General features: G+C 63.1%; 13 protein-coding genes and 1 pseudogene. 10 read left to right on the top strand and 4 right to left on the bottom strand.

The features are described 5' to 3' along the window. Positions 1 to 95 precede the first annotated feature (95 nt). Together ACTWPT_RS16675 and ACTWPT_RS16680 are read right to left on the bottom strand one after the other, a co-directional pair. Entirely contained in the window at positions 96 to 869 is a 774-nt protein-coding gene (locus ACTWPT_RS16675; protein ID WP_443178277.1) for a dioxygenase family protein, read from the bottom strand. A gap of 225 nt (positions 870 to 1094) precedes the next feature. Continuing rightward, positions 1095 to 2318, bottom strand: coding sequence for a S8 family peptidase (locus ACTWPT_RS16680; RefSeq protein WP_443178278.1), 1224 nt, complete (start codon positions 2316 to 2318; stop codon positions 1095 to 1097). A gap of 988 nt (positions 2319 to 3306) precedes the next feature. Here ACTWPT_RS16680 and ACTWPT_RS16685 point away from each other — a divergent pair. The 4 genes and pseudogenes from ACTWPT_RS16685 to ACTWPT_RS16700 all read left to right on the top strand — a co-directional run. Then, entirely contained in the window at positions 3307 to 4059 is a 753-nt protein-coding gene (locus ACTWPT_RS16685; RefSeq protein WP_443178279.1) for a helix-turn-helix domain-containing protein, read from the top strand. After that, positions 4056 to 4265, top strand: coding sequence for a DUF397 domain-containing protein (locus tag ACTWPT_RS16690; protein WP_443178280.1), 210 nt, complete (start codon positions 4056 to 4058; stop codon positions 4263 to 4265). Before ACTWPT_RS16685 ends, ACTWPT_RS16690 begins: the two co-directional genes overlap by 4 nt. Before the next feature lie 857 nt (positions 4266 to 5122). Then, entirely contained in the window at positions 5123 to 5536 is a 414-nt protein-coding gene (locus ACTWPT_RS16695) for a cupin domain-containing protein (RefSeq protein ID WP_443178281.1), read from the top strand. Between the two features lie 3 nt (positions 5537 to 5539). Further along, positions 5540 to 5656: pseudogene (locus ACTWPT_RS16700) on the top strand (NAD-dependent epimerase/dehydratase family protein); the annotation flags it as partial. A gap of 580 nt (positions 5657 to 6236) precedes the next feature. Here ACTWPT_RS16700 and ACTWPT_RS16705 read toward each other — a convergent pair. After that, complete coding sequence (locus ACTWPT_RS16705; protein ID WP_443178282.1) at positions 6237 to 6983, bottom strand: glycosyltransferase; 747 nt, start codon at positions 6981 to 6983, stop codon at positions 6237 to 6239. A gap of 51 nt (positions 6984 to 7034) precedes the next feature. Here ACTWPT_RS16705 and gmd point away from each other — a divergent pair, with 51 nt between their 5' ends. The 5 genes from gmd (at position 7035) to ACTWPT_RS16730 (ending at position 12818) form a co-directional block, all read left to right on the top strand. Then, positions 7035 to 8057 (top strand): GDP-mannose 4,6-dehydratase, encoded by a 1023-nt coding sequence (gene gmd, locus ACTWPT_RS16710; RefSeq protein ID WP_443178283.1) that lies wholly within the window; start codon positions 7035 to 7037, stop codon positions 8055 to 8057. Then, entirely contained in the window at positions 8054 to 9295 is a 1242-nt protein-coding gene (locus ACTWPT_RS16715; RefSeq protein ID WP_443178284.1) for a class I SAM-dependent methyltransferase, read from the top strand. The genes gmd and ACTWPT_RS16715 overlap by 4 nt, the downstream gene beginning before the upstream one ends. 3 nt (positions 9296 to 9298) lie before the next feature. Further along, a complete protein-coding gene (locus ACTWPT_RS16720; protein ID WP_443178285.1) occupies positions 9299 to 10225 on the top strand; it encodes a GDP-mannose 4,6-dehydratase in 927 nt (308 codons plus the stop codon). A gap of 323 nt (positions 10226 to 10548) precedes the next feature. Next, positions 10549 to 11916, top strand: a complete 1368-nt coding sequence (locus ACTWPT_RS16725; protein ID WP_443178286.1) for a hypothetical protein — start codon at positions 10549 to 10551, stop codon at positions 11914 to 11916. Positions 11917 to 12179: 263 nt separating this feature from the next. Next, positions 12180 to 12818, top strand: a complete 639-nt coding sequence (locus tag ACTWPT_RS16730; RefSeq protein ID WP_443178287.1) for a hypothetical protein — start codon at positions 12180 to 12182, stop codon at positions 12816 to 12818. A 205-nt stretch (positions 12819 to 13023) separates the two neighbouring features. On the opposite strand, the gene ACTWPT_RS16735 is transcribed toward ACTWPT_RS16730, so the two are convergent. After that, on the bottom strand, positions 13024 to 13620 hold the full coding sequence (locus ACTWPT_RS16735; RefSeq protein WP_443178299.1) for an IS3 family transposase: 597 nt from the start codon (positions 13618 to 13620) through the stop codon (positions 13024 to 13026). A 154-nt stretch (positions 13621 to 13774) separates the two neighbouring features. On the opposite strand from ACTWPT_RS16735, the gene ACTWPT_RS16740 reads away from it, so the two are divergent. Next, positions 13775 to 14019: hypothetical protein (locus tag ACTWPT_RS16740; RefSeq protein WP_443178288.1), on the top strand; the 245-nt coding region annotated here is incomplete at its 3' end.

Here is a 14019-nt window from a genome sequence, read left to right on the forward strand (position 1 = left end):
GTGCGGCGGACCGATCCGAGCAGCCACCGAGCGACCAGCCTGACGATCGGTGTACTTTCCCGGCCGACCATGCTCTGACAGGTTCTCGGGTCTCTCTAGCTGCCGTCCCTGTCGGAGTCGACGGAAAGGATGATGGCACCCCAGTAGCCGTCGCCGTCTTCGACAACCGTCAGCTGCAGGCGATGATCGTAATAGAAATCACTGGTGTTGTACGTGTCCCGCCCTATGTGCTGGGCGTACGGGGGCTGGGACAGAACCTTCCAGTTGAGCGTCTCCTCGAACATCAGCTGCGTGGTCAGCATGCGTGAGCCGCCGATGAGCACCATGGCATGGATGTGCACCGTGCGCCCTGGATACCATCCCGGCCAGATCGTCGTGAACTCCACGACGCCCTCGCCATCCGTGACTTGCGCGCCGCGCAGGTAGCGCTTGTCGTCGGTAGGGGTCATGTCGGGCCAGGCCCTGTCTCGGGTGATCTGGCGCGACTCAACGTGCTCGATCATGGACCCCCGCTCGCCTCCCGAGTAGAGCCCGGAGGCGTCGCACTGCCAGATATCCACCACCGAGCCCGGCAGCGGCTGGCACGTTTCGCTGTCTTGCACCTTGATGGCGAGGCGCAGGCGTACACCGGGCTTGTTGTCGCGGATGTCGCTGCGGATTTTCTCGGCGTCGAGGTAGAAGGGTCCTTTAGACCTGGCAGGGGTGAGCGTGCAGGTGCGGGCCTCGGAGAAGAGGTCCCTATAGTCCGTGACCGCCGTGGCGCCGGCGCTGCGGGCGGTCAGGAGACCGCCGAGCCCGAGCGAGCCGATGCCGATGTTGGTGATCAGCCGCCGACGGCTGACCTGCTGCCCTTCGTGATCGTTTTTCATTTGGGATCGTTCTCCGGCAGGTCAGGAGGAGCCCCCCGATGTCTCCTCCACTCCAGCCGAACCTCTCATGAGATGTGGGGATTTCGCTGGAGGCACGACGCGATCACCTGAAAAGCAGATCGAGAACCTTTGTCGGTGATGTGGAGCTGTGACCAACGCTCACCGGCTGATCAAGGCGAGCCCTCGTGGACACCGCCCACGCGGGCCCGCTTTCCCGTGTGCCGCTCAGAGCGTAGCGACGTTCAGCAGCGGCTCCTGCACACCGTCAGGGTCGCCCGCCGGCCATGTCCAGTTCAGCGTGCCCGCGTCCTGCAGGGCCGACTTCACCTGGGCAGGCGAGGCGGCCGGGTTGGTGACCTTGTAGAGTGCGGCGCCTCCTGCCACGTGAGGGCTGGCCATAGAGGTGCCGGAGAGAGTGGCGTACCCGCCCCCTTTCCAGGTGGACAGGATGCACGTGCCGGGGGCGATGAGGTCGATGTCGGCGCCGAAGTTGGAGAAGTCGGCAATCGTGTCGTCGACGTCGGGCCGGCAGGTGCGCCTGCCGCTGCCGCCGGGGAAGCCGTTGAAGTCCGCGAGCGCGCTGACGGTGATGACCTCGTCGTACGCGGCCGGGATGGTATTCGCGGCGTCGTCATGCTCGTTGCCCGCGGCGACCACGTACGTGACGCCAGACGCGACAGAGGCGCAGATCGCCTGGTGCATGGCGTCCCCGTTGACCGTGCCGCAGGCGCCGTCGTCTGTCCCGAAGCCGCCGAGACTCATGTTCGCGACCTCTATCTGATCGGCGTTCGCGGTTACGAAGTCAATGCCGCAGATGATGTGAGAAAACAGGCCGACGCCCCTGTCGTCGAGCACCCGAACCGGCCAGATCCGAGCGCCGGGCGCCACCCCGACGACGCCGTGGAGGTTGTCCTTGGCGGCGACCGTGCCAGCGACGTGAGTGCCGTGGCCGTGGCCGTCGTCGGGGCTCGTGCCGGTGGAGCAGTTCCTCGCGCCGTCGACGTAGACGTCCAGGTCGGGGTGGTCCAAGTCGACGCCCGTGTCGATGACCGCCACGTCGACGTCCATCGGCTCGTCCACGCCGTTGACGCGCGCGGTCGGGCTGGTTTCAGCGTCGACCCGGTTGATCCCGGTGGGGAAAGCCTGTCCGCTGATCTTCGCCACGCCGTCCGGTTGCACCCACCGCACGCGATCGTCGGCTGCCACGGCCGCCGCCTGTGACTTGGTCATCCGCGCGGCGTAACCCGTGAGGGCATGGCTGTACACGTGCCCGACGGACGCGGCATGCGCATGGGCGTGGTCGGTGGCGACAGTCTGCGCGTTCTGGTCGCCATCTAGTACGACGATGTAATCGCCGATCGGATCGGATTTCGAGTCGGCCGATACGGCTTGGACGTTCGTGAGAACGGGACAGCTGGCGAACAGGACAGCGAGGAGTGCCTTACGCACGGTGGTTCCCTCCGCTCTGGAAGTGGATCATCGCCATGCCGGTCGTCAACACGTATTTCCCCAGGTCATGGCGCTGCCGTTCTAACAGAGGAGGGCCGTCCCGCCGTGCAGGCGCGCCCATGGTGGGCGTCCTCGACGATGGCTTTGGCCGTTTATGGAACGGCGAGGTGCAATCAGGGCTGCCTGTCAGCCGCGTCCCGTAGCTAATCGTTGACCTAAGGCACGCGAAGGGCTGAAAGCGCAGCCAGGGGGTTGAAGCGCAGCCGTCCCCGCCGACCTGCAACCTTTTCCGCCTTGTGAGCGCCGCGCCCGACCCCATCGCGCATGCTCCGCAATCTCCTTTCCTAATCCCGCGGTAGCAGTGCCCACACGACTCGTTCCCCCGCCTGCGTGCGGTCGGTGCCCCAGCAGCCGCAGGTCAGCGCGTCCACGATCCACAGGCCCCGACCCCGCGACTCATCCGGCCCCGGCATGCGCGGCAGCGGGACGCATGTCGATAGGCCCGGATCTACCGCGGTCAACAGCCAGTAGCGCCGTTCCCCTTCGTCCGTCGGCCGGAGCGTCATCCGCACCCAAGCGCCAGCACCGTGGACCAGCGCGTTGGTCGCGAGCTCGGATGCGATGAGCTGAAGGTCGGCCAGTGCCGGGTGATCGCCCACCCATTTCCGAAGCTCTCGACGGGCCAGCCCGGGAAGTAGGGCACCGTCGCCGATCTCGCCGGTAAGCCATTCTTTGATGCCTGCGTATGGCGGATCTATTACGTCTACCTGCATGGTCACCTCGGGGCGTACATTTTCCTCTGGGTCTGTGTGACTACAGGCCAAGCATGACCCTTCACCTGGGCAATGTCGCCGGAAAGGCCCATCCAAAATCTTCACAACATGTGATTCACTTGTGTGTACGGACGTAGGGCAATGCCGGAAGGCGCGATATGGAGGAAGACGGTAATAGCATCGGTAAATCCGCCAGCGAGGAATATCGGCGACGAATGCGCAAATATCGGACGGCGACCGGTCTAACCCATGCACGCTTGGCGCCGCTGATTCCCTGCAGTGAAAGCCTCGTGGGCGCCGTGGAGCGTGGCACCAGGCCACCCACGGAGCCTTTCACCCGAGGGCTAGAAAAGGTGCTCGGGCTGGATGGGGAGCTGCTTGAGCTGCTGCCGGCAATCCGGGACGTCAACCCCAAGTGGTTCCGCAGATGGCCGGCTATTGAGGCGGCAGCGAAGAGCATTCGCATCTACCAGCTGGCGCTGATCCCTGGCCTTCTCCAGACGCCCGCCTACGCTCGTGCTGTCTTCGAAGGAGAACCGGGAGCCATCCCCGGCGAGGTAGAGAAGGCCGTCAATGCTCGGCTCCAACGTCAGGCCATCCTGTCTCGGGCCAACCCGCCGAGCATCTCCGTGATCCTTGATGAGAGCGTCCTCCTCCGCCAGATCGGCGGACCGGAGGTGATGAAGGAACAGGTCAACTATCTGCTAGACATGATGACCCGCCCATACGTTACCGTGCGGCTAGTCCCCCTTTCGTCGTGCAGCACTGCGGGCCTGATCGGCCCGTTCGTACTGGCATCCGATGACGACGCCAACGCGGCGTTCTTGGAGAACGCCGAGACTGGAGAGGTCATCCAGCAGGCGGAGATGATCCACAAGCTGAATCAGAGATGGGAACTACTCTCCGGCCTGGCCCAGCCGACCTACGAAACCGTGAAGATCACTATGAGGGTGATGGAGTCACTATGACCGAGGAAGAGCTGGCCACTGCTGCCTGGCGGAAGGCCAAGGCGAGCGGAGGCACCGGTGGCGACTGTGTAGAGGTAGCCCCTCTCGGCGGAGGCCGTGTAGGTGTTAGACACAGTCGTCACCCGGAAGGACCTGCTCTGGTGTTCACCAAGTCCGAGTGGGACGCGTTCAAGAACGGCATGTTCAAGGGAGAGTTCGACTTCTAGCCAGCCCAACGAAGGGTCTGCCAATGAGCAGCCTTCGTGGATCGAGGTGCTGGCCGATGCTCCTGAGGTGCCGGTTAAGGCCACGCGCTCGCGCAAGGCCACAGACGACTCCGCCGCCGTGGCCCAGGCTGAGGTGACCGTGGCCGAGGTTCCGGCGAAGAGCGCCCGCTCCCGCAGGGCGACCACGGAAGCGCAGACGGAGGGCACGCGGTCGCACCGCACCGCCGCCGAACCCGCGGCCGAGTCCTTTGTGAAGGAGTCTGAGGATGACCGTGGCTTCCTCGCCACGCCGCCGCCTTCGGCACGCAAGGAGCAGAGCGGATCACTCCGGCGAGCGTGTCTCACTGGGATCGTTCTCCGGCAGATCAGAAGGAGCCCCCGATGGCTCCTCCGCTCCTGTCGAACCTCTCGTGAGATGTAGGGATTTCGGTGGAGGCAGGACACGATCAGCTCAAACGCGGATCGAAAACCTCACCGGTGACAGAGGGCTCGGCCATCGCTGACGTCCCCGGCGGCGGCTGTACCCACGCACATACATTGGACGATCACTCAATGTGATCACGAGTTTACTGTCCGGAACCCGGCGAATGGATACAAAGATATAACAAACCCTGTCTTTTGGATTATCCATTCTCAGTCAAGGACATGACAATGCCGCCGCGGCAGTGCTCGTGTCGAGCATCGCATATGTGATGACGTGTGTCGACAAGGAACTCGGTGCGCTTCTAGGACAAACCAGCCGTCGCCAAAGGCTAGCTGCCTGGATCTCGACGCAGTCATCCATTCCTAATGATGTGCCCTATCCGGATCTAGATCGCTAGCAATCCGCGGTGATGGGGACTACTGCGGGGGTAACCGTGAAAATCGACGTTCTTACGCCATCCTGTAATCTATCTACCATCCGAGACGGGCGAGGTGGCATCTTCACCTGGGTGCCGCCCGAGCCGATCGTGGAGTTCAATCTGCTTGTGATGCATCCCGGGAAAGTGCGAGGACTGCACTATCACCCGCATTTCGTTGAGTATCTGCTGTTCATCGATGGTCAAGGAACCCTGGTGACCAAAGACGACTTCGACGATCCGGACTGCCCTGAGGAATTCATCCATGCCTCGCGTGGGGTGTGCACGCGAACTCCCGCCGGGGTCATGCACACCGTCTATGCCGTCACGACTCTCACCTTCGTGGCGATGCTGACCCGGCAGTGGGACCTCTGCGATCCGCCGTTGGTTCAGGTCGAGCCGCTGCCGCACACCTTCGATGAAGGAAGGTGAGGAATGGCGCGGATCGCCGTGCTCGGTGCCCAAGGCTTTGTAGGCACGGCGCTTACTGCCGCTCTACGTGACGCTGGTCACGAGGTGACGGCGGTGACTCGGAGCACCTATGCGAACCATCACCGGGCGGGGCCGTCGTACGACGTGCTGGTCAACGCCGCTTGCCCGTCGCGACGGTACTGGGCCGAGCACGATCCACTGGGCGATCACGACGAGACCGTGCGCAAGACCGAGGAACTCCTTCGAGACTGGAGTTGGGGCTCGTTCGTCCAGGTCAGCAGCATGTCAGCGAGGGTGCAGCCGGACACCGTCTACGGCCGCAACAGGGCGCTCGCTGAGGAGGCGTGCGAGTCGGCTGGAGCACTGATCGTACGGCTCGGCCCGATGTACGGCGCCGGGCTCACGAAGGGCGCTCTCATCGACATCCTGCACAACCGACCGGTGTACGCGAGCGGGGACTCCCTGCAGAGCTTCGCGCCGGTGGAGTGGTGTGCGAAATGGATAGCGGACCACCTCGACCAGAAAGGCGTGTGGGAAATCGGCGCCCGGACCACGATCGCACTGCGCGAGATTCGGGACGGGATCGGCTCTCGGTCCGACTTCGCCGGAGACAGACGGGACGACCAATACCCAGTGTTGAACCCTGCCGAGCCCGACTGGCCAGTGGCCGCCGACGTCGTGCCTTGGCTGCGCGCCGAGCTCATCGGCGGATCCGCAGCCGGCCAGGAGTCAGCAGCTTCCGGCCCAGCAGAAGGATCAGGAAGCGCATGCTGGTCGCCACCTCGCGCGAGTCCATCTTCGAGGTTCCGAACGTCCGGCCAGGCAGGTGCATCGGGATCTGGCGGATCGGGAAGCGGTTGACGTGCAGGACGAAGAGACTCTCGAAGAAGAACGAGTAGCCCTGGGAACGTACCAGCGCGAAAGTCTCCCGCGGGATGTCGCTGAGCCGGTAGAAGCGGAACGCGGTGGTGGCGTCGTACGGCATGCCGAGCAACGCGACCGTGACGGCATGCCCCAGATGGGTCAGCATCTTCCGGCCGGCGCTCCAGCCTGGAAGGCTGCCCCGCTTGAGATAGCGCGAGCCGACCACCAGGGTCGCCCCCTCGCTGGTGGCTTCAAGAAGTTTCGGAAGGTACTCGGGCGGGTGGGCGAAGTCCGAATCCATCGTGATCAGCCATTCGTACCCGTGTTCGTACGCCCAGGCGATACCCGCCTGGTGTGCGGAGCCGATGCCGGCCTTGCCCGTTCTGTGGAGCACCGTGATCCGGGGGTGTTGCTCGGCGAGTTTGTCCAGCACGCTACCAGTGCCGTCGGGGGAGTCGTCGTCCAGGAAGAGCACATCGCAGTCGAGTCCTTGCTCGAGGATCGCGTCCGTGAGCGGCTCGACGTTGTCCCGCTCGTTATAGGTGGGAATGAAGATCAGACAGCTTTCTGGATTCACGTTCATAGCACTCACCTGGCCCGGTCTCTACCAAAAGTATGAATTATTGGGAAAGAAATGAAAAAAGCTCTGATCACCGGAATTACCGGTCAAGACGGATCATATCTCACCGAACTACTCGTAGAGCAAGGATATGAAGTACACGGAATAGTACGGCGAGCGTCAAATTTCAATACTCATAGAATTGACCACATATACCACGATTCGGACAGCAACCGGCTCCTGCACCTGTACTACGGTGATCTAACGGACTCGAGCAGCCTCAACCGGATCCTGGAACAGGTCGCTCCGGACGAGATATACAACCTGGGCGCTCAATCCCACGTGCACATTTCCTTCCAGATGCCGGACTTCACCACTGAGGCCAATGCAGTGGGCACGTTGCGGATCCTGGACGCCATCAAGGAAGTAGGAATATCACCGCGTTTCTATCAGGCGTCCTCATCCGAGCTCTTCGGCGGGCTGGGCACCACCATGCAATCCGAGAGCACACCGTTCTACCCGCGTTCCCCGTATGCATGCGCCAAGCTGTACGCGTACTGGATCACCGTGAACTACCGAGAGGCGTACGGATTGTTCGCCTGCAACGGCATCCTGTTCAATCATGAGTCGCCGCGCCGCGGCGAGGTCTTCATCACCCGCAAGGTCAGCCGGGCGGTGGCCAGGGTCAGCCGCGGAAAGCAGGAGCGGCTCCACATCGGCAACCTGAACGCGCGCCGCGACTGGGGTTACGCCAAAGAGTACGTCCAAGCCATGTGGCTCATGCTCCAGCAACCGGCGCCCGACGACTATGTCGTGGCCACCGGTGAGACCCACTCGGTCCGCGAGCTGTGCGAGGCCGCGTTCGCACATGTCGGGATCGACCTCGTGTGGAAGGGCGAAGGCGTCGATGAGCAGGGGATCGACCGCCGCACCGGCAAGGTCCTGGTCGAGGTCGATCCGAAGTATTTCCGCCCCACCGAAGTGGACTTCCTCGCGGGGGACGCGAGCAAGGCACGCAAGAAGCTCAACTGGGAGCCAAAGACGCGCTTCCAGGAGCTGGTCAGTCTGATGGTGGAACACGATTTGAGGCAAGAATGACACACCACGCAATCGATCAGTGCCGCATCTGCGGCAACAGGGAGCTTGTTCCGGTACTCGACCTGGGCCGGCAGGCCCTTACCGGGGCCTTTCCCCGCACCAGGGAGGAGCACGTTCCGGCGGTTCCCCTCGAATTGATCGTCTGCTCGCCCGCGGGTTGCGGCCTGGTCCAGCTCCGGCACACCACCGACCTCGGACTCATGTACGGCGAGCAATACGGCTACAGGTCCGGCCTGAACCAGTCGATGCTGCGGCACCTGCATCAGAAGGTCGGCACGATCACCTCGATGGTCGAGCTCGGCCCCGGCGACCTGGTGCTCGACATTGGCAGCAACGACTCCACCCTGCTGCGTGCGTACCCCGCGGACGGTCCAGAGCTCGTCGGGATCGACCCGACGGGCATCAAGTTCCGCCCGTGGTACCCCCCGCATGTGGGGCTGATCACCGAGTTCTTCACCGAGGAGGTCTTCAAGCGCGCGTACGGTTCCCGGCGTGCCAAGGTGGTCACATCAATTGCCATGTTCTACGACCTGCCGGACCCTCTCCGCTTCATGAGCGATGTGAGAAACGTGCTGGCCGAGGACGGCATTTGGCTGATGGAGCAGAGCTATCTGCCCGCGATGCTGGCGAGTACCGCCTACGACGTGGTCTGCCACGAGCATCTGAACTATTACGCCCTGCGCCAGATCGAGTGGATGGCCGAACGGGTCGGGTTGACGGTGGTACGTGGCGAAATCACCGATATCTACGGGGGGAGCCTCAGCCTCATCCTCACCCGGACCCCGTCCCGCTATCCAGTGGACGATGCCGGGCTGGCGCGCATTCGCGCGAGCGAGGCCGAACTCGGCCTCGGCACCCTGGCTCCGTACCAGGACTTCGCGCGTCGCGCGCGCGACCATCGTGAGGTGCTACGCGACTTCCTCGACACATCCCGCAAGGACGACAAGCTGACCCTCGGATACGGCGCATCCACCAAGGGCAACGTGGTCCTGCAGTTCTGCGGTCTGAGCGAGGCGGACCTGCCCTGCATAGCGGAGGTGAACGAGGACAAATACGGCCGCTTCACGCCGGGCACCGCAATCCCGATCGTCTCGGAGAGCGAGGCCCGAGATCGACGCCCCGATCAGTTCCTGGTCCTTCCATGGATCTACCGGGACAACATCGTCGAGCGGGAGCGTGACTTCCTGACGAGTGGTGGGCGGTTGGTGTTCCCATTGCCCGAATTGACGGTGGTGTGATCCGTGTCCAGGTCGGTCGTCATCGGGGCAGAAGGGCAAGACGGCACGCTCTTGTGCGAGTTGCTCGCGGCACGCGGCGACGATGTCACTCCAGTCGGCCGTCAGGGCACCGATATCGCCTCCCCAGAGGAGGTGACCGACCTGGTACGCAAGGAGCGGCCGGACGAGATCTACCTGCTGGCGGCGGTGCAGCACTCTTCGCAAGGGGTTCCAGGCGACCCTGCCGGGCTCGCCCGGCGATCGTATGAGGTCAACGCCTTGCCTGTGGTGTTCTTCGCCGAGGCGATCCGTCGGCACTCGCCGAAAACCCGGTTGTTCTATGCGGCCTCGTCGCACGTGTTCGGCGAGCCGACGCAGCCGATACAGGACGAGTCCACCCCATTGCGGCCGACTTCGGTGTACGGGATCACCAAGGCCGCCGGTCTGCTCCATTGCCGCGCCTACCGAGCGAGCGGGTTGTTCGTCTCGGCGGGGATCCTCTATAACCATGAGTCGCCACTGCGGCGCCCAGAGTTCGTGAGTCGCAAGATCGTACAAGCGGTAGCCCGGATCCAGCGCGAGGGCGACGGCCAGGTGACGATGGGCCGGCTCTCCGCGGTGGTGGACTGGGGGTACGCGCCCGACTACGTGGCAGCGATGACCGAGATTCTGGTGGCCTCGGAACCCAGTGACTTCATTGTCGCCTCCGGCCAGGGCCACACCGTCGCCGAGTTCGCGCAGACCGCGTTCACACTGGGCGGGCTCGACTGGTCCCGGCATGTGCGCGAAGACACCAGCCTGCTCACACGCGGCGGCACAACACTGATCGGCAATCCAGCGAAGCTCCGTCGGGTCACCGGCTGGCGCCCGACCGTGGACTTCACCGGAATGATCCGCAAGTTGCTCGAAGCGGAGGGAGCGACCCTCGCCTTATTTGACGCCTGGTCCTAGAACGAGCGTCCCGGCAGGTAGTGCCGGGACTCTAGGGCAGGTTCCCGTAGTGGCGGCGATCTCCATTGTTCCCCATCGATGGGGAACGTCGGATACGAAAGGATCTTCCCAATTGCGGACAGCCGACTTCAATCTACGTGCGGATTACTCTTGGAGTGCATCGGTCGCGGATAAGCGCGAATGGATGTGTCCACGAAGGCAAAGTTGTAGGTCAAATTATGTGTAGTCGTCTCCTGAATCGAGTGCGCCGGGAAAAGGTGTCGAGTGAGATGAGATCCGATGGCTCTGTCATCACCCTTCCTAGGCCACTTCTGCTTACTGCTGTGCGTACACCTATCGTCCTTGTGGTCGCCGCCGCCGTACTGCTACGCGCAGCGATTATGATTGGTTATCAACGAGCGTTCTGGTATGGAGATTCAGTCGATTATGTAGCCCACGCACTGCAGATCGTTCCTAACCCTGTAAGGCCTGTTGGCTATTCAATCTTCCTTCGAATGCTATTGCCCTTTCACAGTAATGTCCTCCTGGCAGTGATCCAACATGTCATGGGGCTGGGTGTCGGCATCTTGGTCTATGTCCTACTCCGCCGATGGCAAGTTCGTCCGATGCTGGCAGTGGCGGCTGCGCTTCCGGTTCTCTTTGATGCTCGCCAACTTTGGATGGAGCATTCTCTGCTCAGCGAAACGCTGTTCACATGCTGTTTGATCGGTGCTATCGCCGCCGCCCTTTGGCGGCATCGACCTACAGTGCCCACGGCAGCATTGGCAGGACTGCTTTTCGCCGCCGCCACGCTTACCAGGTCAATAGCCCTGCCGTTGGTGGTCCTATACCTGCTGGTCCTACTGGTGCAGAGAGTCAGGCTCCGCACAATGCTCGTGGCCATGGCGAGTTGCCTCGCACCTCTCTTTGCCTATGGTCTGTGGTTTCAGGCACACCACGGTGCGCTCGCCGTTACCACGAGCGACGGGCTAATCCTCTGGTCGCGCACTATGTCGTTTTCCGACTGTGCCAAGATACGTCCCCCGATCGATCTCGTCCCACTCTGTCCACCGGAATCGCTCCGCGCCATAGGCGCTCGGCCAGGACTTTATATAACGCGTCCTAATGCCTGGTTGTACGCCACGGAGAGCCCTCCGTTCAGCGCAGACAACAATTCCCTCGCCCGACAGTTCGCCCTGCGTGCCATCGTTGCCCAGCCTGGAGACTATGCCCTGACAGTGGCACGCGAATTGGCGACCGACACCTTTCTCATGACAGATCGGCCCTCCGCCTTCCTGACCTCCGGCTCCGGATTCGAGGGAGTCCCACCGGAGGCTGCGAATATTGCGGCAACGTATGGATATGGGGATGCGCCCGCCGGGATCCCAGTTTTCTCCAGGTTTCTCGAATGGTACGAGCGTTGGATCTATCTGCCGGGACCGGCCTTGCTCGCGGTGATGGCGATACCTGTAGTGTTCGCACTGCGCTACAAACGTCTACCAGTCCGGTCGCTACTACCATGGACGGCGGCAGTTGCACTCGTGGTGCTCGCGATAGGTATGAACCAGTCCGACTACCGCTATGTTCTACCCGTATTTCCACCAGCGTGCGTGGCAATGGCCTATGCGGTGGCGCGTGCCAAGGCCCTGCGCACCGCAACGGTCGGCGGCACAACGCCTGGCACCCGCACTCATGCAGGAGCTACTTCTTGATCCGCCGCCCTGAACAAGATCCGCACGGCCGCTCGGCTGGCGGCAACCTACGCCACCCTCCGACGAGAAGCAGCCATAGCCTCAGGTATTCACCAGAGAAGCGAGCTTGGAGATCATCAAATGGAGAAGGCGTGCCTGAGCTTCGAGGATGTAATCGTCTCGATCAAATCCAACGCAGAAGAGAGTGCGCCTTCCGAGTCAACGGTTAGGGGTATGGGACCACCGCTTGTCCGTGCCAGGGGACGGCAAAGGGCTGGTGGGGCATGCGGTTCCCTATCGTGCCATCCTCGACGTCCCCGGGGAGCTGGTTTCCCCACCTTTCCCGGCTGCTGCGCGCCGAACGCCGGCTACGCGGCACCCGCAGGGGCACCCGGAAGAGTTCTCCCTGGCGGCAAGCGGTCTACGGGCTCGTGTGGTTCCTCAACGGCGGCGACATCGCCAACCTCGGGCGCGGCTTCGGCCTGTCGCGCACGACCTCCTACCGATACCTGAACGAAGTCGTCGATGTCCTGGCAGAACAGGCACCCGATCTCAAGGAGGCCCTGGATCGCGCCCGGGCTGACGGTCGACCTCACCTGATCCTGGACGGCACCCTGACCAGCATCGACCGAGTCGGCGAGAAGAAGACCAGTGTGAAAGGCAAGGAGATCGACGCCTGGTACTCCGGCAAAGCCCGAGCCTTCGCCGCCAACCTGCAAGGTCTCATGACGCCGGGCGGCTTTCCGATCTGGATATCCGATGCCCTGCCCGGGTCGACTCATGACTTCTTGAGCAACGCTGGCGCACCCTTCAGCACGTCCATCTCAGCCCCGGCCGAGTGGCGACCTCGCCAAAGCGGCGCTCGTTCTCACCTACTTCGAGCCGGAATGATCACGTATAAGTCGCTTGGATTACCTCACTGAGCACGGTGTTCGCCCGGCTGGGTGGCGTGCCATCATGGGACCGGAGCGTGGTGGTTCATCCAGCTGGCGGTGGCCATCACGCTGAGGGCCACCAGCATGCGGCACATCGCTGTCGTTCGGCCCGGCTTACGGAGTGTTGGGTTTCAGTCTGGCATGGGTGCGGGTCAGGCGCTGGTGTCAATCCCCTCAAACCGTGGAGACGGTTCTATGCCACAGCGGCCCTCAGCAGGGTCGTTGACGCTTGCCGCTTCTCGATCATCCGACGCTCGAATGTGACAGGCGGCAGCCCGTCGTTGGCACTGTGCCTGCGCTTGACGTTGTAGAAGTCCGCGATCCAGGTCGCAATCTTCAGCCGGGCCTCCGCCCGGGTGCGGAAGCGGTGCCGGTATGCGAACTCGACCTTCAGGGTGCTGTTGAGCGACTCGGCGGCTCCGTTGTCGAGCGCGCACCCGACCCGGCCCATGGACTGCACCACTCCGTGCTTGTGGCATTCGGCCTGGTAGCGGGCAGCGGTGTACTCCGATCCGCGATCCGAGTGGAAGATCACCCCGTCCACGTCACCACCGCGCGTGACCACGGCCATCTGCAGTGAGGCGACCGTCAGCGCCGCGTCATGGTGCTCGGACATGGCGTAGCCGAGCAGCCGGCGGGAGAACAGGTCCTCGACCGAGGCCAAGTACAGCGGCCCCTCATCGGTGCGGATCATCGTGACGTCGCCGACCCACAGCACGTCCGCAGCGACTGCGGTGAACTTCCGCCGCACCAGATCCGGCGCGGCCGGCCGCTTGCCCTGCCGGGTCAGCGAACGCGGTGTCGGTGTACGACCTCATCTCCTGAAGGAGGTACGACCTCACGTCCAGAGTTGTCGGCGCGTCGATTCGTGTTCGACGTGAACGGTGATCACCCTTCGGGTTGTCAGTGTGTGATCAGACAAGCCCGAAGGGTGACTGCTATCGATGATCCTGGATCCGGAGGAGTGGATGAACGTACGTCGGTTCCGTGTTCTGCACGAGGCGGGCGTGAGCATCGCCGAGATCGCCCGGCAGACCGGGCATGACTGGAAAACCGTCAAGAAGTACCTGGCGGCCGAGCCGCCGGTGGCCCCGCCCACGGCGCTATCGCGTCAGGGCACCCAGCCCCGCAAGATCGACCGCCTGACGGGTGTGGTGGACGCGTGGCTGCGGGCCGACATCACGCTGAA

This window comes from Nonomuraea sp. 3N208, assembly GCF_052245935.1.
In the GTDB taxonomy this organism is placed as follows: domain Bacteria; phylum Actinomycetota; class Actinomycetes; order Streptosporangiales; family Streptosporangiaceae; genus Nonomuraea.

Coding starts and splice junctions, on each gene's coding strand:
- ACTWPT_RS16715 (WP_443178284.1), top strand. CDS start 8,054: ATGACACACCACGCAATCGATCAGTGCCGCATCTGCGGCAACAGGGAG.
- ACTWPT_RS16705 (WP_443178282.1), bottom strand. CDS start 6,983: ATGAACGTGAATCCAGAAAGCTGTCTGATCTTCATTCCCACCTATAAC.
- ACTWPT_RS16690 (WP_443178280.1), top strand. CDS start 4,056: ATGACCGAGGAAGAGCTGGCCACTGCTGCCTGGCGGAAGGCCAAGGCG.
- gmd (WP_443178283.1), top strand. CDS start 7,035: ATGAAAAAAGCTCTGATCACCGGAATTACCGGTCAAGACGGATCATAT.
- ACTWPT_RS16675 (WP_443178277.1), bottom strand. CDS start 869: ATGAAAAACGATCACGAAGGGCAGCAGGTCAGCCGTCGGCGGCTGATC.
- ACTWPT_RS16730 (WP_443178287.1), top strand. CDS start 12,180: ATGCGGTTCCCTATCGTGCCATCCTCGACGTCCCCGGGGAGCTGGTTT.
- ACTWPT_RS16685 (WP_443178279.1), top strand. CDS start 3,307: ATGCGCAAATATCGGACGGCGACCGGTCTAACCCATGCACGCTTGGCG.